Genomic DNA, 18,751 nt, shown 5'->3' with positions numbered 1-18,751 from the left:
CGCCCACCCATACGGCCAACGGGCTCCCCGCCCGGGCGCCCCGTACGCCCGAAGCACCGGCCCAAGCCGAAGCCCACCCCGGAGCCGAACACCGCACGCCCCGCCGGAGGCGAACCGCGCCCGCCGCGGGGAGCGCCCCGGCGGGTGGCGGGGCGCCCGGTAGACTTTGCCCTGGTCTCGCCCGCCCGGGCGCCCCCGCCCGGGCGACCCGTACGACCGGAGGAGAGCAGTGGCAGCCAACGACCGGGCAGGGGCGTCCGGCAGGTCTGGCGGAAGCGCCGACGGGCTCATGCGCGCCTCGCTCAGCGCGGTGGCGCCCGGCACGGAACTGCGGGACGGTCTGGAGCGGGTCGTCCGCGGCAACACCGGCGGGCTGATCGTCCTGGGGATGGACAAGACCGTGGAGTCGCTGTGCACCGGCGGCTTCGTACTGGACGTGGAGTTCACCGCGACCCGGCTGCGCGAGCTGTGCAAGCTGGACGGCGCGGTGATCATGGACCGGGACATCACCAAGATCCTGCGCGCGGGCGTCCAGTTGGTCCCGGACCCGACCATCCCCACCGAGGAGACCGGCACCCGGCACCGCACCGCGGACCGGGTCAGCAGGCAGGTGGGCTTCCCGGTGGTCTCCGTCAGCCAGTCGATGCGGCTGATCGCCCTGTACGTGGGCGGGCAGCGCCGGGTGCTGGAGGACTCGGCGGCGATCCTGTCCCGCGCCAACCAGGCGCTGGCCACGCTGGAACGCTACAAGTTGCGGCTGGACGAGGTGGCGGGCACGCTCTCCGCGCTGGAGATCGAGGACCTGGTCACCGTACGGGATGTGACGGCGGTGGCGCAGCGGCTTGAGATGGTGCGCCGGATCGCCACCGAAATCGACGAGTACGTCACCGAGTTGGGCACCGACGGACGTCTGCTGTCGCTCCAGTTGGACGAGTTGATCGCGGGCGTGGAGCCGGAGCGCGAGCTGGTGGTGCGCGACTACGTACCGGAACCGACGGCGAAGCGGGCCCGCACCGTCGGCGAGGCGCTCGCCGAGCTGGACTCGCTGCCGCAGAGCGAGTTGATCGAACTGACCACGGTGGCAAGGTCGTTGGGCTACACCGGCTCGCCGGAGTCGTTGGACACCGCGGTCAGCCCGCGCGGCTACCGGCTGCTGGCGAAGGTGCCCCGGCTGCCGAACACCGTCATAGAGCGGCTGGTCGAGCACTTCGGCGGACTGCAGAAGCTGCTGGCGGCCAGCGTGGACGACCTGCAGATGGTGGAGGGCGTCGGCGAGGCCCGGGCGCGTTCGGTTCGCGAGGGCCTGTCCCGTCTCGCGGAGTCCTCGATCCTGGAGCGGTACGTCTAGTTCCGGCCTCAGGAACCACCGTTGAGGGTGAACGTGGTCTGCGCGGAACCGATTCCGCCTGTGGTGACCTTCACCTGGTACGTGCCGGACGGCGCGGTCTGCGCACCGGACGGCGAGGCGCACTGCGGAACGCTGAGGGTGCGGTCCCACTGGACGTAGAAGCTGGTCCAGCCGCCAGCCGGAACCTGGAGCGGATAGGCCTCGCGGGTGGGCGGGCAGTCGTCGGACGCCCACACATGGTGGCCGGAGCCGTCCACGATGGTGACCACCGCGGCGGTGCTGCCGAAGTCCACCTTGCAGGCGCTGCCACCGGAGTTGACCGCCGTCAGCTCGAACTTCGGCTTGTCGGTGAGGTCGTAGGTGTTCTTCACGCTGCGCAGCTTCAACTGCACCTGACCAGAAGTGCAGTCGGGCAGCGGGGAGTCCGCCGGTAGCGGAGCCGGGTTTCCACCGGATCCGGAACCTCCGTCCGAGGTGCCGCCAGCCGTACCGGAGTTGGCCCCTCCGGTGCTGGCGCCGCCGCCCGTACCACCGGACGAGCCGGTGCCGCCGGAGGTGTCGCGACCGCCCGGCCGTGCGGTGATGCCGGTCTGGCTGCTCGTCGGACCGGGGGTGATGGAAGGAACCGGAGTGCGGCCGCCGGGCCCCTGCGCCTCGCCCTTGTGCCCGGCGTTGCTGCCGCCGCCGGACAGCAGCAACCAGACTATGAGCCCGACGAGGAGCACGAACAGGCCCAGCACAACTGCCCGCCGCCGCCAGTAGATGGAGGAGGGCAGGGGGCCCACCGGGTTGCGCAGATTGCCCACGCACCAAACTCTATGGGAGATCCGGCGCCGCTCTGTGCACCACCCGCCGCATGAACCTCAACTCTTTGCAGCTCTTCATATGTTTCGACGCGGCTGAGGCGGGTGTGGAAGGATCGAACACGTCATGACCACCGATACCACCCGCGCCATCGAGGCCGCCGAGGACCACGCCGCCGCGCTGCACCTGCCGGTGACCGCCTGGTTCGAGGCCAACGCCCGCGACCTGCCCTGGCGCCGTCCGGACGCCGGTGCGTGGGGGGTGATGGTCAGCGAGTTCATGCTCCAGCAGACGCCGGTCTCCCGGGTGCTGCCCATGTACGAGCAGTGGCTGGCCCGTTGGCCGCGCCCGGCCGACCTGGCCGCCGAGCCGCCCGGCGAGGCGGTGCGCGCGTGGGGTCGGCTCGGCTACCCGCGCCGCGCGCTGCGGTTGCACGCCGCCGCCAGCGCCATCACCGAGCGGCACGGCGGTGAAGTCCCCAGCGACCACGCGGAGTTGCTTGCGCTGCCCGGGGTCGGCGAGTACACGGCGGCGGCCGTCGCCTCCTTCGCGTACGGCCAGCGGCATCCGGTGCTGGACACCAATGTGCGCCGGGTGCTCGCCCGTGCGGTCAGCGGCGTTCAGTACCCGCCCAACGCCACCACGGCGGCGGAGCGGCGGCTGGCGCGGCGGCTGCTGCCGGACGACGAGGCCACGGCGGCGCGTTGGGCGGCGGCCACCATGGAGTTGGGCGCGTTGGTGTGCGTGGCGCGCGGTCCGCAGTGCGGGCGGTGCCCGATCGCGCCGCGGTGCGCCTGGCGGCTGGCCGGGTTCCCGGAGCACGACGGTCCGCCGCGGCGCGGCCAGTCGTACGCCGGGACGGACCGGCAGGTGCGCGGCAAGCTGCTCGCCGTACTGCGCGAATCCCCCGAACCCGTAACACAAGCCGCACTTGATGCTGTTTGGGACGAACCGGTACAACGCGCACGGGCGTTGGACGGTCTGGTGGCCGACGGCCTGGTGGAGCCCGTCGCACCGGGCGTGTACCGCCTGCCCGCCGAGCGACCGCCCACGCACTCACCGTGACCGCGGAGTGACCGAGAGAGCCGTTGGTTCCGGTTGTTACACAACCGATGGGTTCCTGTGAAACCGCTGTGTGCCCAGGGCCGGGGTTCTCGCAACAGCCGGTGCCTAGCGTCCTTGCCTGCGTCCTTCCATCGGGCTTGACCAACCGACCGGACGCGCACGGTGACAACCACGGCAACGGGACGTTTGGAGGCGGCCATGGCGGCGGACTCGGCGATCGACAGCAAGGCGCTGGACTTCGAGGAGTACGTACGAGCCCGGCAGGACTCACTACTGCGCAGCGCCCGCCGACTGGTCCCCGACCCCGTGGACGCCCAGGACCTGGTGCAGACCGCACTGTGCCGCACCTTCCCGCGCTGGGAGCGGATAGCGGACAAGGGGCTGGCCGACGCCTATATGCGGCGGGTGATGATCAACACCCGTACCGAGTGGTGGCGCGCCCGCAAGCTGGACGAGGTGCCCACCGAGAACCTCCCGGACGCCAGCATCGACGACGGCACCGAGCAGCACGCGGACCGGGCCATGCTGCTGGGCGCGCTGGCGGTGCTCGCCCCCAAGCAGCGGCAGGTCGTCGTACTGCGGCACTGGGAGCAGATGAGCACCGAGGAGACCGCCAAGGCCCTGGGGATGTCGACCGGCACGGTCAAGAGCACCCTGCACCGCGCCCTGGCCCGGCTGCGCGAGGAACTCGAACGCACCGCCTACGGCCACGAGGGCACCGACACTGCGCCGGGGGAGGGCGCGTGCGCCGCATAGCCCCGTCCCCCTACAGATGCGCACTGCTGACCGCCGCGCTCGCGCCGCTGGTGCTGATCACCGGCTGCGCCGAGGGCGGCGGTGTGCGCGTCGAGGGGACCGCGGGCACCGCGGCGGTGAGCCCCTCCGCCTCGCAGCGGCCGACTCCCAGCACCAAGGTCGATCCGGTCGCGCTGCTCAGCAACGACCCCAAGGTCGGCACCGACATAAAGCGGGACCTCAAGCCGTGCGCGGGCCACGAATACCCCATCGACACCAGTTACGGGTATGTGACCGGGAACTCTGTGCCCGATGTGGTGATAAACGTCCAGACTTGCGCGGATGGACTAGGACTGGGTAGTTACGTCTACCGTATGGAGAACGGCGAATACACCGATGTCTTTGGGGACGAGCAGCCGCCTGTCACCATTGAGATCGACAAGAACGACCTGATGCTGACCCGGCAGGTCTACGGGCCCGAGGACAAGGTGTGCTGTCCGTCCGGTGAGGACGTGATCACGTACCACTGGACCGGGGACCGCTTCGCCGAGACCTCCCGCACCCACAGCGACTACGGAAAAAAGGCCGCCGATGGCTGACACTCATGTCCTGTTCGTCGAGGACGACGACGTGATCCGCGAAGCGACGCAGCTCGCCCTGGAGCGCGACGGCTTCGAGGTGACCGCCGTCCCGGACGGGATCGTCGGCCTGGAGGCCTTCCGCGCCCGCAGGCCGGACATCGCGCTGCTCGACGTGATGGTGCCCGGGCTCGACGGGGTCAGCCTGTGCCGGCGGATCCGGGACGAGTCCTCGGTGCCGGTGATCATGCTGTCGGCGCGCGCCGACTCCATCGACGTGGTGCTGGGCCTGGAGGCCGGGGCCGACGACTACGTCACCAAGCCGTTCGACGCCGCGGTCCTGGTGGCCCGCATCCGGGCGGTGCTGCGGCGCTTCGGGCACGCCTCGCGGCACGCCGGAGCGGAATCCTCCGCCGAGAGCGACGGATCGCTGCGGTTCGGCGATCTGGAGATCGACACCGACGGCATGGAGGTACGGCGCGGCGGGGAGCCGGTATCGCTCACCCCGACCGAGATGCGGCTGCTGCTGGAGTTCTCCGCCGCGCCCGGCTCGGTGCTCTCCCGTGACCGGCTGCTGACCAGTGTCTGGGACTACGACTGGGGCGGCGACACCCGGGTCGTGGACGTCCATGTGCAGCGCCTTCGCACCAAGATCGGCCAGGACCGGATAGAGACGGTGCGTGGCTTCGGATACAAGCTCAGGGCCTGAGCGACCGTGCCTGCCCTGAACCGTGCCGCGCTCCGCCGCGCGGGTCTGCGCTGGCCCGGGCTGCGCTGGAAGCTGACGGTGGCGATAGCGGCGGTCTCCGCGCTGGTCGCGCTGGCCATGGCCGTGGTGGTGCACAACGCGGCCCACCTGAGCATGCTCAACAGCGCCCGTGAGCTACAGGACCAGCGGGTGCAGGTCGCGGCCCGGATCTACGAGTCCAACCACCGGCTGGTGATCTCAGCCAAGATCAACGACCCCAATCTGCCCGCACCGCTGAAGACCGCCGCGGCGAAGGGGCTGCGCGCCACTTACATCAAGAGGGTCAGCGGAGAGCCCATCGTCTGGGCCGAGATGCCGCTGCCCAACAACAAGGTCATCTCGCTCTACGACCGCTCCCCCGACCTCGCCCAGGTGCTCTCCGACCTCGACGGGGTACTGATCGCGGGCTCGGTCGCGGTGGTACTGGCCGGGGCGGCGCTGAGCGTGATCGTCGGCGGTCAGCTCTCCCGGCGGCTGCGCAAGGCGGCGGTCGCGGCGCGCGCGGTGGCAGGCGGCGAGCCGGACGTGCGGGTGCGGGACGCGGTGGGCCGCCGGGTGCGGGACGAGACCGACGAGTTGGCGCGGGCGGTGGACGAGATGGCCGACGCGCTGCAGAAGCGGTTGGAGGCGGAGCGCCGGGTCACCGCGGACATCGCGCACGAACTGCGCACACCGGTGACCGGTCTGGTCACCGCCGCCGAACTGCTGCCCCCCGGCCGCCCCTCGGAACTGGTGCGCGACCGGGCACAGGCGCTGCGCACGCTGGTGGAGGACGTGCTGGAGGTCGCCCGGCTGGACGGCGCGCAGGAGCGCGCCGACCTCCAGGAGGTGGCGCTGCCGGAGTTCGTCCGCCGCCGGGTGCGCGGGCTGGCGCCGGAGGCGACCGTCGAGGTGGTACGGGACGCCTGGGTGCAGACGGATCCGCGGCGCCTGGAGCGGATCCTGGGCAATCTGCTGGCCAACGCGGTCCGGCACGGCAAGGAGCCGGTCGAGGTGGTGGTGGACGGCCCGGTCGTCCGGGTACGGGACCATGGGCCGGGGTTCCCCGAGGTGCTGCTGCGGGAGGGGCCGAGCCGGTTCCGTACCGGCAGCAGCGACAGGTCGGGCCAAGGGCATGGCCTTGGCCTGACGATCGCCGCGGGCCAGGCCCGGGTGCTGGGCGCGACCCTCTCCTTCCACAACGCGGATGACGATGACGGCGGCGCCATCGCCGAACTCCACCTGCCACAGGCCCAACCGGAGCCGTAACAGCCTGCGCCGGGAGTTGCGCAAGGTCGCCTCAAACCAGTGGTTACGGAACATACCTCCCCGGTAGCGAAATCTCCCTCAAACGGCCCACAACTTCCGGGTGTGGCGAATCGGTAGGCAGGGCGCATGTCCACCCGGCACCAGCAGGTGCCGTTCGTCTAAGGAGCTTCATGTCGTCCCTCAAGCGTCGGATCGCCCAGGTCACCCTGGTGGCCACGGCAAGCACCCTGCCCATGATCGTCTCCGCGGGCTCCGCCAACGCCGTGGGGGCCGACCTCGGCCCGCTGGTGGAGAAGGTGGCCAAGACGACCGTACCGCTGGTCGCCAACACCCTGAACCGCCTGCAGGGCCAGCAGGGGCCCGCGCCGCTGAGCGGCGCGTTCGGGCAGAGCGGCGGAACGGCGTCCCCGGGCGGCCTGTGAGCGATGCGCGGAAAGGGGTCGGCCCCGGAACCATGTGAACGGTTCCGGGGCCGACCCCTTTGGGTCCGCGTGTGTCAGACGTCCTTGCTGAGGTTCGGGCCAGCGCCACCGCTGCCCGCGGCCTCAACCGGCGGAGCGTCCGCCACGGCGACCTTCTCCTCGCCGCGGAAGGTGAAGGTCTTCTCCTCACCCTCGCCCTCCGTGCCGACGACCACGATGTGACCGGGGCGCAGCTCGTTGAAGAGGATCTTCTCCGAGAGCTGGTCCTCGATCTCCCGCTGGATCGTGCGACGCAGCGGCCGGGCGCCCAGGATCGGGTCGTAGCCCTTCTTCGCGAGCAGCGACTTGGCCTCCTGGCTGAGCTCGATGCCCATGTCCCGGTCCTTGAGCCGCTCGTCCACCTTCGCGATCATCAGGTCGACGATCTGGATGATGTCGTCCTCGCTGAGCTGGTGGAAGACCACGATGTCGTCGACACGGTTGAGGAACTCCGGCCGGAAGTGCTGCTTCAGCTCTTCGCTGACCTTCGCCTTCATCCGCTCGTACCCGGTCTTGACGTCACCCGCGGCGGCGAAGCCGAGGTTGAAGCCCTTGGAGATATCCCGGGTACCGAGGTTCGTGGTCATGATGATGACGGTGTTCTTGAAGTCGACCACCCGGCCCTGGGAGTCGGTCAGCCGACCGTCCTCCAGAATCTGCAACAGCGAGTTGAAGATATCCGGGTGGGCCTTTTCGACCTCGTCGAACAGCACCACCGAGAACGGCTTACGGCGCACCTTTTCGGTGAGCTGGCCGCCCTCTTCGTAACCGACGTAACCGGGAGGCGAGCCGAAGAGGCGGGAAACGGTGTGCTTCTCGCTGAACTCCGACATGTCGAGCTGAATCAGCGCGTCCTCGTCGCCGAAGAGGAATTCGGCGAGCGTCTTGGACAGCTCGGTCTTACCGACACCGGACGGACCGGCGAAGATGAACGAGCCACCGGGACGCTTGGGGTCCTTCAGACCCGCACGAGTGCGGCGGATGGCCTGGGAGAGCGCCTTGATGGCGTCCTTCTGGCCGATGACGCGCTTGTGCAGCTCGTCCTCCATGCGCAGCAGGCGGGAGGACTCCTCCTCGGTGAGCTTGAAGACCGGAATGCCGGTGGCCGTGGCCAGGACCTCGGCGATCAGCTCCTCGTCGACCTCGGCGACGACGTCCATGTCGCCGGCCTTCCACTCCTTCTCCCGCTTGGTCTTCGCGGACAGCAGCTGCTTCTCCTTGTCACGGAGAGAGGCCGCCTTCTCGAAGTCCTGGGAGTCGATGGCCGACTCCTTCTCCCGGCGCACGTCGGCGATCTTCTCGTCGAACTCGCGCAGGTCCGGCGGAGCGGTCATCCGGCGGATGCGCATCCGGGAACCGGCCTCGTCGATCAGGTCGATCGCCTTGTCCGGCAGGAAGCGGTCGGAGATGTAGCGGTCGGCCAGGGTGGCCGCCGCGACCAGGGCGGCGTCGGTGATCGAGACGCGGTGGTGCGCCTCGTACCGGTCGCGCAGGCCCTTGAGGATCTCGATGGTGTGGGGCAGCGACGGCTCGGCGACCTGGATGGGCTGGAAGCGGCGTTCCAGGGCCGCGTCCTTCTCCAGGTGCTTGCGGTACTCGTCGAGCGTCGTCGCGCCGATGGTCTGCAGCTCGCCCCGCGCCAGCATCGGCTTGAGGATGCTCGCGGCGTCGATCGCGCCCTCGGCGGCGCCCGCACCCACCAGGGTGTGGAGCTCGTCGATGAACAGGATGATGTCGCCGCGGGTGCGGATCTCCTTGAGCACCTTCTTCAGGCGCTCCTCGAAGTCACCGCGGTAGCGCGACCCGGCCACCAGGGCGCCCAGGTCGAGCGTGTAGAGCTGCTTGTCCTTGAGCGTTTCGGGAACCTCGCCCTTGACGATGGCCTGGGCCAGGCCCTCGACGACGGCGGTCTTTCCGACACCGGGCTCGCCGATGAGGACGGGGTTGTTCTTGGTACGGCGGGACAGCACCTGCATGACCCGCTCGATCTCCTTCTCGCGCCCGATGACCGGGTCGAGCTTGGTCTCGCGAGCGGCCTGCGTCAGGTTGCGGCCGAACTGGTCGAGGACCAGGGAGGTCGAGGGCGTGCCCTCGGCCGGGCCACCGGCCGTGGCGGACTCCTTGCCGCCCTGGTAGCCGGAGAGCAGCTGGATGACCTGCTGCCGCACCCGGTTCAGGTCGGCGCCGAGCTTCACGAGGACCTGGGCGGCCACGCCCTCGCCCTCGCGGATCAGGCCGAGCAGGATGTGCTCCGTACCGATGTAGTTGTGGCCGAGCTGGAGGGCCTCACGGAGCGACAGCTCCAGGACCTTCTTGGCGCGCGGGGTGAAGGGGATGTGCCCGGACGGGGCCTGCTGGCCCTGGCCGATGATTTCCTCCACCTGCTGGCGGACCGCCTCGAGCGAAATCCCGAGGCTCTCCAGGGCCTTAGCGGCGACACCCTCACCCTCGTGGATCAGGCCCAGGAGGATGTGCTCGGTGCCGATGTAGTTGTGGTTGAGCATCCGGGCTTCTTCCTGAGCCAGGACGACAACCCGCCGCGCACGGTCGGTGAACCTCTCGAACATCGTTAATCGCTCCTCAGAGCGGTCAGGCAGATCGGGGCCGGTCCCCTCCCTGTCCTTCCGCATGCTAGTCCCGACGAGCGGGACAGCTCACTTCAACCGTCGACACCCGTGAGAAGCTTCGCTGCCCTCACAGCCGACAACAGCTCCAACCCGATGGTGCGAGACGATGTTCCCGCAGGCCAGGCGGATGAACACTTATCGCGTACGCCCGTGGCGAACGCCCACCTCACCTGCGATCGCGCCATCCCTCCCCACTAGGTATTTCTTACCCGCTCGCACCGACAATCCATGCGGCGCACATCCGTCGTGTCTGCTACCAGCGAACAACCTTGCGCCGGGTCAGCGCCGAACGCGAGACGTTGTGCGCCGCGGCCGTTACCCAAAGCCATCACTCTTCGTATTTCCGGTACAGCGCTCCGTAACCCTTCCACAGGGTGGCAGTTGCTACGGGCATGGGACACGGCACGCGCGACTGGTACGAACGCGAGCTGGGATGGGCCACATCCGGCCACGCCCCGGTGGAGCTGCTCACCGGGTTGCGGTTCGACGTGCTCGACGTGCCCGCCGCCGCGGGGCTCGCCGTGCTGCGCAGGATCGCCCGCACCGGCCCGGCGGCGCTGGCCGGGAAAAGGATCCTGCTGCTGGTCGCAGCGGGCAGCGCGGAGGAGCTGCCGGGGCTGCTCGACTGGCTGGAGTGGGGCGGCATCGAGCTGGACCTGGCGGTGCGGGGTACGGGCGCACGCATCCCCGCCCCCGTCGTCCCGGGGGAGGCCGGGTACCGGCCGGAAGCGGTTCCTGATACGGCGACCGCCGGTGACCGGCACCGTCCGATGTGGCTACGGCCTCCCGAGCCGGGCCGCGAGGTGGAGCCGACGCTGCCGTCGCTTTCGGTGTGCGCGGACGGCGGCGGGCCGGGCGACACCGGCCCGGTGGGTCTGGTGCCGCTGGTTGGGGCGGTGGCCACCGAGTGCCACCGGACCCGGATCCTTTCAGCGCGGACCGATCAGCCGTGCGCCTTCTCGTACGCCTCACGGATGGTGGCGGGGACGCGGCCACGGTCGTTGACCTCGTAGCCGTTCTCCTTCGCCCAGGCGCGGATCTTGGCGGTGTCCTGGCTGCTGCTGGCGGCGGCGCGCACGCTGCGGCCACGGCCCCGGCTGCGGCCGCCGGTCTTCCGGCCCGCCTCCACGTACTCCGCGAGCAGGCCGCGCAGCTTGTCCGCGTTCTCCGTGGTGAGGTCGATCTCGTACGTCGCGCCATCGAGAGCGAACGTCACGGTCTCGTCAGCCTCGCCACCGGTGATGTCGTCAACGAGAAGGACCTGGACCTTCTGTGCCACGGGCTTCCCTTTCATCGATATGGTTCCGGGGACTCCCCGGGATAAAGCAGTACGAGAAAAGGAAACCGCTTTTCCCGGAAAAACTCAAACCCTTGGGCAGCGGTCGACCGTGCACCAGTACGGAGGTAGCGCGTTCCGCATGGCGCGATTCGGACATACCCGTACCGGGGGCGGGGGCATGCCGGTGGCAACATCTAGCGGAAAATACTCCGCAGGGTGGCGCGATCACAGATGCAACAGCATCCGGCTGTTGCCCAGGGTGTTCGGCTTCACTCGTTCGAGGCCCAGGAACTCCGCGACGCCCTCGTCATAGGAACGCAGCAGCTCGCTGTAGACATCCCCGTCCACCGGAGTCTCGCCGATCTCGACGAAGCCGTGCTTCGCGAAGAAGTCGACTTCGAAGGTGAGGCAGAAAATGCGGCGCACTCCCAGCCAGCGCGCGGTCTGCAAGAGCTTGCCGAGCACCTGGTGTCCAACGCCTTTGCCGTGCAGGTCCCGGCGCACCGCGAGAGTTCGCACCTCGGCGAGGTCCTCCCACATCACGTGCAGCGCGCCGCAGCCCACCACCTCCGCGTCGGTGTCGCGTTCGGCCACCCAGAACTCCTGGATGTCCTCATAAAGCGTCACCGTGGGCTTGTCGAGCAGGATGCGTTCGTGCACATAGCCGTCGAGCAACCGCCGGATCGCGGACACGTCGCTGGTCCTGGCCCGGCGGACGGTGACGTCATTTGCGCTGCGGGGCGTTGCGGGCGAGGGCGGGGAAGGCACAGAGGACATAGCCGGACGCTATCGCCCGGGCGCTTCCCGGGTGCCGGCGGGTTCGCCGGGAGCGGCTTCCGGCTGGACGATGCGGGAGGCGTCCCGCAAGGCTTCGCGTTGTTCCGGCGACATCATGCTGAAGAACTGCACGAGAGCCGCGGCCGGGTTCTCGCTCGCGGCCCATGCCTCGTGCATCAGTGCGGCCGAGTACGCGTCCCGGGTGGAAACCGCCTCATAGCGATAGGCCCGGCCTTCGTGTTCCCGGCGGAGCATGCCCTTCTGATGAAGGTTGTCCATTACCGTCATCACCGTGGTGTAGGCGATGGACCGTTCCTGCTGTAGGTCTTCCAGCACTTCGCGGACGGTGACCGGGCGGTTCCACTGCCACACCCTGGTCATGACCGCGTCTTCGAGATCGCCCAATCGCCGTGCCACAGCAGAATAGTAGTGGCAAATGTCACGGATGCGGCATTTTCAGGGCCGATAGGAGCCCCGAAGCATTAACTTTGGGGCTCCGCGGAAGCGGCTGTCGAAGTGGCTTGGCGGGACGCCTCGGCGCGGGCGAGTGCCGCGTCCACGGCGGCGTCCTCCTTGGCCTTGTTGGCGCCGCCCTGGTTCTTGATGATCGTCACGACGAGGTACGTGAAGGCCACCGCCATTACGACCGGCGGAACCAGCGCGGAGACGTAGTCCACGATTGCCTCACTCCTTCTGGGAAACCCTGTCAAGTCTCCCAGAGTAGGTCAGAGGGTTTTCCCGCCAGGCTCCGAGGGGGCATAAGTCAGCCGATGGCGCGCCGTTCCTGATCAGGTGTGCCCTCGCGGCGTCGCGGCGGCCAGATTTCCGCCGGGGTGGGCACCCGCCGCTCCGGCTCGGGGGACTGCGGCGGCTGCGGCGGCTCCTCGACCGGCCCGCTCGCGCGGCGGCCACCGGGCAGCGCCAGCAACACCTTGCTGCCGGCCCATCGCGCGCAGCCCCGTTCCGCGGTCCTGGGACGCGGCGTACGGCCGTCGAGCCGGGCGCGTACGGCCCGTTCTGCGAGGTCTTCACAACGTCGGCGCATACCTTCCCTCCGGTATGACTCGGCGGGTCCGCACGGCAGCCCGCACAACTCCCTTAGCGCGGCGAGGTCTTCGGGGCGCGGCAGGTAACCGCCGTCCAACGCCTCACCGAGCAGCTCCAGGTAGTCCGCCGCGGCACCGGGCAGGGCCGCCCGGTAGCGCGCCAGGTCGGCGCGGAGGAAGGAGCGCAGGCGGTCGCCCTCGCGGGCCGCCTCGTCCAGTGCTTCCGCGAGCCGCAGATAGTGCTGGACGTCACCCGCCCGGTGGGCGGGCTCGTCCGGGAGTTCCGCGATGGGTGCGGTGCGGGCGGCCTCGGCGAGGGCGCACCGGAGCACACGCAGCTCGTCCGCGCTGAACGCCATACCGCCTCGGGACCCGTGTGGCGTGGGCATGGCTTGACTTTACGTACTTAACGGACAAATGCCGCGCATTTGTCCGTGACGGCGCGGCGGATCGCCCTCCCGGCGGGTTCTCGGGCGGGTTGGGGTGGTTCGGCACCGCCGGTCCGCGCTCTTGTGGTTGCCCGCGTCGCGGCGGAGATCTCTGACCGGCGGTCGCGGGTGGATGGTCAGTGGCCGGTCCCGCGGTTCGGCTCCGCGTCGGCTGCCCCGGCACCCCGGCCGGGGCTGGCCGGGGCCGGGCGCCGGGGTGCCGTCAGGGAGGGCTATGTCAGGGAGACGTTGCGTTCGTAGACCAGGCGCAGGCCGATCAGGGTCAGCCACGGCTCGTGGGCGTCGATGATGGAGGCCTCGCCCAGCACCAGGGGAGCCAGACCGCCCGTGGCGATGACCGTCACGTCGTCGGGGTCGTCGGCGAGTTCGCGGGCCATCCGTTCGCCGATGCCGTCCACCTGGCCCGCGAAGCCGTACAGGATGCCGGACTGCATCGCCTCGACCGTGTTCTTGCCGACGACGCTGCGCGGCCGGGCCAGCTCGATCTTGCGCAGTTGCGCACCCCGTACCCCGAGCGCGTCCACCGAGATCTCGATGCCGGGGGCGATCGCGCCGCCCAGGTACTCACCGCGGGCGGAGACCGCGTCGAAGGTTGTGGCGGTGCCGAAGTCCACCACGATGCACGGGCCGCCGTAGAGGTGGACCGCGGCCAGCGCGTTGATGATGCGGTCCGCGCCGACCTCCTTGGGGTTGTCGGCCAGCACCGGCACCCCGGTCTTGACGCCCGGTTCCACCAGTACCGACGGCACGTCCCCGTAGTACCGCCGGGTCACCTCGCGCAGCTCGTGCAGCACCGAGGGGACGGTGGAGCAGATGGAGATGCCGTCGATGCCGTCGCCCAGGTCGTCGCCGAGCAGCGGGTGCATGCCCATCAACCCCTGCAGCAGCACGGCGAGTTCGTCGGCGGTGCGCCGGGCGTCGGTGGAGATGCGCCAGTGCTCGACGATCTCCTCGCCGTCGAACAGGCCGAGCACCGTATGGGTGTTGCCGACGTCGATGGTGAGCAGCATCAGTCCTGCTCCGCCCGGAAGTCCAGGCCGATGTCGAGGATCGGCGCGGAGTGGGTGAGCGAGCCGACCGCCAGGTAGTCGACCCCGGTCTCACCGTAGGCGCGGGCGTTCTCCAGCGTCAGGCCGCCGGAGGACTCCAGCAGCGCGCGACCGGCGTTGATCGTGACCGCCTCCTCGGTCTCCATCGGAGTGAGGTTGTCCAGCAGCACCAAGTCGGCCCCGGCGTCGAGGACTTCGCGCAGCTGGTGCAGGGTGTCCACCTCGACCTCAAGCGGCAGCTCGGGGAACTCCGCGCGCACCGCGCGGAACGCCTCGGCGACGCCACCGGCGGCGACCACGTGGTTGTCCTTGACCAGCGCCGCGTCGGACAGCGACATGCGGTGGTTGACACCGCCGCCGCAGCGCACCGCGTACTTCTCCAGCGCGCGCAGCCCCGGGGTGGTCTTGCGGGTGTCGCGGACCCTCGCCTTGGTGCCCTCGAGCGCGTCGGCCCAGGCCCGGGTGGCGGTGGCGATGCCGGACAGCCTGCACAGCAGGTTCAGCGCGCTGCGCTCGGCGGTGAGCAGGTCACGGGTGCGGGTGCGCACCGTCAGCAGCACCTGCCCGGCCTCGACCCGGTCACCGTCCCGCACGTGCCGTTCCACCTCGAACTCGTCGGTGCACACCACCGACAGCACCGCCTCGGCGATGTGCAGACCGGCCACCACACCAGCCTGGCGGGCGGTGAAGTCGCCCACGCAGACGGCGTCTTCGGGGACCGTGGCCACCGTCGTCACATCGACGCCGTTGTCCAGGTCCTCCTCGATCGCCAGGTGCGCGATGTCCTCGACCTGCACCGGGTCCAGCCCGGCGTCGGCGAGCAACTGCGCCAGATCGGGGTCGAGACCGCACTCCAGCGGGTCGACGTCGTAGACCTCGGACTCGCCGCAGTCGCACGAGTCGCCGCAACCTCCTCCGGTGTCGACCGGTACTTGACCTGGGCGGCCGATCTGGAGGAGTGGCAGGTCGGGGGTGCTCATGAGCGGGGCTCCCTGTTGCTGGGGACGGGCTGGGGGAAGTCGGCGGTCGCGGTCAACGACACGGACAGCGTCCGCTCGGGAGTCAGCCGCACCACCAGGTGGCGGCGCCAGTTGGCGTCGTCGCGGTCCGGACGGTCCTCGCGCCAATGGCAGCCGCGGGTCTCCTCGCGGCGGCGGGCGGCGGCGACCAGTACCCGGGCGACCAGGTTGAGGTTGGTGGCCTCCCAGGTCTCCACGCAGGGTTCGGCGGTCTTCTCGTCCCGCTCCAGGTCCTCCACCGCCTGGGTGTGGATCCGCTCCAGCGCCCCGGCGGCCTCCGCCAGGCTCTCGGCGCTGCGCAGCACGCCCGCGCCGCGGGTCATCGCGCGCTGGGTCTCGTAGCGCGCGGCGTGCTCCAGCAGCGGGTCGCGGGACGGTCCGGGCACCACCGGCGCACCGGCGGCCGGGGGGTTGTCCCGGATGTCGTCGGCGATGCGCTCGGCGAACACCAGTCCTTCCAGCAGGGAGTTGGACGCCAGCCGGTTGGCGCCGTGCACGCCGGTGCAGGCCACCTCACCGCACGCGTACAGGCCGGGCACGGTGGTCCGGCCGCGCAGGTCGGTGCGTACGCCGCCGGAGGCGTAGTGCGCTGCGGGGGCGACCGGGATCCACTCCGTCACCGGATCAATGCCGTTGGCGCGGCAGGCGGCGAGGATGGTGGGGAACCGGCTTGCCCACATCTCGGCGCCGAAGTGCCGGGCGTCGAGGTACATGTGCTCGGCGCCGGTCTCCCGCATGCGGCGCATGATGCCCTTGGCGACGATGTCGCGCGGCGCCAACTCGGCCAGTTCGTGCTGCCCCTGCATGAACCGCGTGCCGTCCGCGTCCACCAGGTACGCGCCCTCGCCGCGTACCGCCTCGGAGACCAGCGGTTGCTGGCCCTCGGCCTCCGGGCCGAGCCACAGCACGGTGGGGTGGAACTGGACGAACTCCAGGTCGGAGACCTCGGCCCCGGCGCGCAGCGCCAGCGCGACACCATCGCCGGTGGAGACGGCCGGGTTGGTGGTGGCCGAGAACACCTGGCCCATGCCGCCGGTGGCCAGCACCACGGCGGGGGCGTGCACCGCGCCCACACCGTCTCGCTGCCCCTCGCCCATCACGTGCAGGGTGACTCCGGCGGTACGGCCCTCGGCGTCCGTGAGCAGATCGAGGACCAGCGCGTTCTCGATGGTCTCGATGCGCCCCTGGCCCTCGGCATGGGGAACCCCAGCGCGCACCGCGTCGACCAGGGCGCGGGAGACCTCGGCCCCGGTGGCGTCGCCGCCCGCGTGCACTATCCGGCTGCGGTGGTGGCCGCCTTCGCGGGTCAGCAGGATCTCGCCGGTGGACTCCGAGGTGTCGAAGCGGGCACCGACGGCGATCAACCGCCGTATCGCGTCCGGGCCTTCGGTGGCCAGGGTGCGCACCGCGGGCTCGTCGCACAGCCCGGCGCCCGCGACCAGCGTGTCGTCCAGGTGCTGCTGCGGGGTGTCGCCGTCGCCGAGGGCGGCGGCGATGCCGCCCTGCGCCCAGCGGGTGGAGCCGTCGTCCAGCTTGGCCTTGGTGACGACGGTGACCTTGGCGCCCGCGGCGGCGCAGCGCAGTGCGGTGGTCAGTCCCGCGACGCCGGAGCCGACGACGACCACATCGGACTTGATGGCCCAGCCGGGGGCCGGGGCGAGCAGCCGTATGCCGGTCATGAGAAGGCTCCGAACTCCAGGGGGATGTTGTCGATCAACCGGGTGGTGCCGACCCTGGCCGCGACCGCGAGCACCGCGGGGCCGGTGTGGCCGGGCGCGGCCTCGGTGAAGTCCGCCGGGTCGACCAGGGCGAGGTAGTCCACCGCCACGCCGTCGGCCGCGTCGAGCACCGCGCGGGCCGCCTTGCGCACCGCGTCGGGGCCGTCGGCGAGCGCGTCGCGCCCGGCGAACAGGGCGCGGGACAGCGCCAGGGCGCGGCGCCGGTCGTCGTCGGTCAGATAACGGTTGCGGCTGGACAGCGCCAGGCCGTCCGGTTCCCGCACGGTGGGTACGCCGACGATCTCCACGCCGAAGTTGAGATCGGCCACCATGCGGCGGATCAGGGCGAGTTGCTGGGCGTCCTTCTGACCGTAGAAGGCGATGTCCGGGCGGGTGAGGTGGAGTAGCTTGGCGACGACGGTGAGCATGCCGTCGAAGTGGCCGGGGCGCGCGGCGCCCTCGTAGCCCTGGCCCATGGGGCCCGCGGTGATGCGGACCTGCGGCTCGCCGCCGGGGTAGACCTCGTCGGTGCCCGGGGCGAACACCACGTCGGCACCGGCCCGCTCGGCGACCCGCACATCCGCGTCCAGGGTGCGCGGATAGCGGTCGAAGTCCTCGCTCGGACCGAACTGCAGGGGGTTGACGAAGACCGTGACGACGACCTGGCCGTTGCCCACCCGCTGCCGGGCGACACGGATCAAGGTGGCGTGTCCCTCGTGCAGGGCGCCCATCGTCATGACGACGGCGCGCGCACCGGGCGCGGCGGCCGGCAGCGCGTCCAGTTCGGCCGAGGTGTGGACCAGTTCCGTCATGCGTTCCCTCCATCGGCCAGCACGCCCAGCAGCGCCTCGGCCTGTTCCGCCTTCAACATCCCGTTTGCCAGCGCACGGTCGGCGGTGGCCCGCGCCATCGCCAGGTACGAGTTGACGGCCTGCGGGGCGGCCTTGCGCAGCTCGGCGACGTGCGCCGCGACGGTCCCGGCGTCACCTCGGGCGACCGGGCCGGTGAGCGCCTGGTCGCCGGAGCGCAACGCGTTGTCCAGCGAGGCGCCCAGCAGCGGGCCGAGCATCCGGCCGGGGTTGGCCACCCCGGCCGCGGTGAGCAGTTCACGGGCCTGGGCGACCAGGGTGACCAGGTGGTTGGAGCCGATGGCCAGCGCCGCGTGGTAGAGCGGACGGGCCTGCTCGGCGATCCACTCCGGTTCGCCGCCCATCTCCACCACCAGCGCCTCGGCGGCCAGCCTCAGCTCCTCCGGGGCGGTGACGCCGAACGGGCATCCGGCCAGCCGCTGCACGTCGACGCTGGTTCCGGTGAAGGTCATGGCGGGGTGCAGCGCGAGGGGGAGCGCACCGGCGCGCAGGGCGGGGTCGAGGACGGCGGTTCCGTACCGGCCGGAGGTGTGCACCAGCAGTTGCCCGGGGCGGACGGCGCCGGTCTCGGCGAGGCCTGCGACCAGGCCGGGCAGTACGTCGTCCGGGACGGTCAGCAGTACCAGGTCGGCGCGGGCCATCACCTCGGCGGGTTCGACCAGCGGTACGCCGGGCAGCAGGGCCTCCGCGCGGCGGCGGGACGCCTCGGAGACGCCTGATACGGCGACCGGCCGGTGCCCGGCCAGTCGTAGCGCGGCGGCGAGCGCCGGGCCGACTCGTCCGGCCCCGACCACACCTACGGCGAGCCGCGCCGGGCGGGACTCGGCGGACTCGGTGATTCGGTGGGTGTTCACGCGGCTGTGGCCTTCCGTTCCAGTCCGCGGGGGTACCGGACGCATCAATGCTACGCGCTGGCGTTTGGGGGTACGCC

Annotated in this window: 20 protein-coding genes; 8 read left to right on the top strand and 12 right to left on the bottom strand. The window is 70.6% G+C overall.

Annotated features, from left to right (window positions below):
* The first annotated feature begins 289 nt into the window (after positions 1-289).
* A complete protein-coding gene (gene disA, locus NON19_RS31985; protein WP_255932775.1) occupies positions 290-1,348 on the top strand; it encodes a DNA integrity scanning diadenylate cyclase DisA in 1,059 nt (352 codons plus the stop codon).
* An 8-nt stretch (positions 1,349-1,356) separates the two neighbouring features.
* Here the strand turns inward: disA and NON19_RS31980 are convergent, their stop codons facing one another.
* Positions 1,357-2,154, bottom strand: a complete 798-nt coding sequence (locus NON19_RS31980) for a hypothetical protein (RefSeq protein WP_255932774.1) — start codon at positions 2,152-2,154, stop codon at positions 1,357-1,359.
* A gap of 124 nt (positions 2,155-2,278) precedes the next feature.
* Between NON19_RS31980 and NON19_RS31975 the strand changes: the two genes are divergently transcribed.
* The 6 genes from NON19_RS31975 (at position 2,279) to NON19_RS31950 (ending at position 6,948) form a co-directional block, all read left to right on the top strand.
* Complete coding sequence (locus NON19_RS31975; protein WP_255932773.1) at positions 2,279-3,217, top strand: HhH-GPD family protein; 939 nt, start codon at positions 2,279-2,281, stop codon at positions 3,215-3,217.
* A 198-nt stretch (positions 3,218-3,415) separates the two neighbouring features.
* Positions 3,416-3,973 (top strand): SigE family RNA polymerase sigma factor, encoded by a 558-nt coding sequence (locus NON19_RS31970; RefSeq protein WP_255932772.1) that lies wholly within the window; start codon positions 3,416-3,418, stop codon positions 3,971-3,973.
* Entirely contained in the window at positions 3,961-4,551 is a 591-nt protein-coding gene (locus NON19_RS31965; protein ID WP_255932771.1) for an LppP/LprE family lipoprotein, read from the top strand. Before NON19_RS31970 ends, NON19_RS31965 begins: the two co-directional genes overlap by 13 nt.
* Positions 4,544-5,239, top strand: coding sequence for a two-component system response regulator CseB (gene cseB / locus NON19_RS31960; protein ID WP_255932770.1), 696 nt, complete (start codon positions 4,544-4,546; stop codon positions 5,237-5,239). Before NON19_RS31965 ends, cseB begins: the two co-directional genes overlap by 8 nt.
* A 6-nt stretch (positions 5,240-5,245) precedes the next feature.
* Complete coding sequence (locus tag NON19_RS31955; protein ID WP_255932769.1) at positions 5,246-6,526, top strand: sensor histidine kinase; 1,281 nt, start codon at positions 5,246-5,248, stop codon at positions 6,524-6,526.
* Positions 6,527-6,696: 170 nt separating this feature from the next.
* Positions 6,697-6,948: a hypothetical protein gene (locus NON19_RS31950; RefSeq protein ID WP_255932768.1), complete on the top strand. Its 252-nt coding sequence runs from the start codon at positions 6,697-6,699 to the stop codon at positions 6,946-6,948.
* Between the two features lie 74 nt (positions 6,949-7,022).
* Here the strand turns inward: NON19_RS31950 and NON19_RS31945 are convergent, their stop codons facing one another.
* Positions 7,023-9,554 (bottom strand): ATP-dependent Clp protease ATP-binding subunit, encoded by a 2,532-nt coding sequence (locus tag NON19_RS31945; RefSeq protein WP_255932767.1) that lies wholly within the window; start codon positions 9,552-9,554, stop codon positions 7,023-7,025.
* Between the two features lie 452 nt (positions 9,555-10,006).
* Between NON19_RS31945 and NON19_RS31940 the strand changes: the two genes are divergently transcribed.
* On the top strand, positions 10,007-10,627 hold the full coding sequence (locus tag NON19_RS31940) for an SCO3374 family protein (protein WP_255932766.1): 621 nt from the start codon (positions 10,007-10,009) through the stop codon (positions 10,625-10,627).
* Here the strand turns inward: NON19_RS31940 and NON19_RS31935 are convergent.
* From NON19_RS31935 to NON19_RS31890, 10 genes are all read right to left on the bottom strand, one after another.
* A complete protein-coding gene (locus NON19_RS31935; RefSeq protein ID WP_255932765.1) occupies positions 10,558-10,893 on the bottom strand; it encodes a histone-like nucleoid-structuring protein Lsr2 in 336 nt (111 codons plus the stop codon). The genes NON19_RS31940 and NON19_RS31935 overlap by 70 nt on opposite strands.
* Positions 10,894-11,118: 225 nt before the next feature.
* Positions 11,119-11,670, bottom strand: coding sequence for an amino-acid N-acetyltransferase (locus tag NON19_RS31930; protein ID WP_255932764.1), 552 nt, complete (start codon positions 11,668-11,670; stop codon positions 11,119-11,121).
* 9 nt (positions 11,671-11,679) lie between these two features.
* On the bottom strand, positions 11,680-12,087 hold the full coding sequence (locus NON19_RS31925; protein ID WP_255932763.1) for a BlaI/MecI/CopY family transcriptional regulator: 408 nt from the start codon (positions 12,085-12,087) through the stop codon (positions 11,680-11,682).
* Between the two features lie 65 nt (positions 12,088-12,152).
* On the bottom strand, positions 12,153-12,347 hold the full coding sequence (locus tag NON19_RS31920) for a hypothetical protein (protein WP_255932762.1): 195 nt from the start codon (positions 12,345-12,347) through the stop codon (positions 12,153-12,155).
* Positions 12,348-12,433: 86 nt separating this feature from the next.
* Positions 12,434-13,105 (bottom strand): hypothetical protein, encoded by a 672-nt coding sequence (locus NON19_RS31915; protein ID WP_255932761.1) that lies wholly within the window; start codon positions 13,103-13,105, stop codon positions 12,434-12,436.
* A 272-nt stretch (positions 13,106-13,377) separates the two neighbouring features.
* Entirely contained in the window at positions 13,378-14,175 is a 798-nt protein-coding gene (locus NON19_RS31910; RefSeq protein ID WP_255932760.1) for a type III pantothenate kinase, read from the bottom strand.
* Positions 14,175-15,194, bottom strand: coding sequence for a carboxylating nicotinate-nucleotide diphosphorylase (gene nadC, locus NON19_RS31905; RefSeq protein WP_255932759.1), 1,020 nt, complete (start codon positions 15,192-15,194; stop codon positions 14,175-14,177). Before nadC ends, NON19_RS31910 begins: the two co-directional genes overlap by 1 nt.
* Complete coding sequence (locus NON19_RS31900) at positions 15,191-16,912, bottom strand: L-aspartate oxidase (RefSeq protein ID WP_255932758.1); 1,722 nt, start codon at positions 16,910-16,912, stop codon at positions 15,191-15,193. The genes nadC and NON19_RS31900 overlap by 4 nt, the downstream gene beginning before the upstream one ends.
* On the bottom strand, positions 16,909-17,763 hold the full coding sequence (panC, locus tag NON19_RS31895; protein ID WP_255932757.1) for a pantoate--beta-alanine ligase: 855 nt from the start codon (positions 17,761-17,763) through the stop codon (positions 16,909-16,911). The genes NON19_RS31900 and panC overlap by 4 nt, the downstream gene beginning before the upstream one ends.
* The gene (locus NON19_RS31890; protein WP_255932756.1) at positions 17,760-18,674 is read right to left on the bottom strand and encodes a Rossmann-like and DUF2520 domain-containing protein; all 915 of its coding nucleotides are present in this window, start codon (positions 18,672-18,674) and stop codon (positions 17,760-17,762) included. The genes panC and NON19_RS31890 overlap by 4 nt, the downstream gene beginning before the upstream one ends.
* Positions 18,675-18,751 lie beyond the last annotated feature (77 nt).

The sequence above is a fragment of the Streptantibioticus rubrisoli genome, from assembly GCF_024436055.1.
Lineage (GTDB): Bacteria > Actinomycetota > Actinomycetes > Streptomycetales > Streptomycetaceae > Streptantibioticus_A > Streptantibioticus_A rubrisoli.
This window is presented reverse-complemented; position numbering and strand designations above follow the sequence as displayed.

Excerpts from the sequence above, each read along its gene's own strand:
- NON19_RS31945 (WP_255932767.1), bottom strand. The coding sequence starts at position 9,554 with ATGTTCGAGAGGTTCACCGACCGTGCGCGGCGGGTTGTCGTCCTGGCT.
- nadC (WP_255932759.1), bottom strand. The coding sequence starts at position 15,194 with ATGAGCACCCCCGACCTGCCACTCCTCCAGATCGGCCGCCCAGGTCAA.
- cseB (WP_255932770.1), top strand. The coding sequence starts at position 4,544 with ATGGCTGACACTCATGTCCTGTTCGTCGAGGACGACGACGTGATCCGC.
- NON19_RS31930 (WP_255932764.1), bottom strand. The coding sequence starts at position 11,670 with ATGTCCTCTGTGCCTTCCCCGCCCTCGCCCGCAACGCCCCGCAGCGCA.
- disA (WP_255932775.1), top strand. The coding sequence starts at position 290 with ATGCGCGCCTCGCTCAGCGCGGTGGCGCCCGGCACGGAACTGCGGGAC.
- NON19_RS31975 (WP_255932773.1), top strand. The coding sequence starts at position 2,279 with ATGACCACCGATACCACCCGCGCCATCGAGGCCGCCGAGGACCACGCC.
- NON19_RS31950 (WP_255932768.1), top strand. The coding sequence starts at position 6,697 with ATGTCGTCCCTCAAGCGTCGGATCGCCCAGGTCACCCTGGTGGCCACG.
- panC (WP_255932757.1), bottom strand. The coding sequence starts at position 17,763 with ATGACGGAACTGGTCCACACCTCGGCCGAACTGGACGCGCTGCCGGCC.
- NON19_RS31940 (WP_255932766.1), top strand. The coding sequence starts at position 10,007 with ATGGGACACGGCACGCGCGACTGGTACGAACGCGAGCTGGGATGGGCC.
- NON19_RS31910 (WP_255932760.1), bottom strand. The coding sequence starts at position 14,175 with ATGCTGCTCACCATCGACGTCGGCAACACCCATACGGTGCTCGGCCTG.
- NON19_RS31915 (WP_255932761.1), bottom strand. The coding sequence starts at position 13,105 with ATGCCCACGCCACACGGGTCCCGAGGCGGTATGGCGTTCAGCGCGGAC.
- NON19_RS31970 (WP_255932772.1), top strand. The coding sequence starts at position 3,416 with ATGGCGGCGGACTCGGCGATCGACAGCAAGGCGCTGGACTTCGAGGAG.
- NON19_RS31900 (WP_255932758.1), bottom strand. The coding sequence starts at position 16,912 with ATGACCGGCATACGGCTGCTCGCCCCGGCCCCCGGCTGGGCCATCAAG.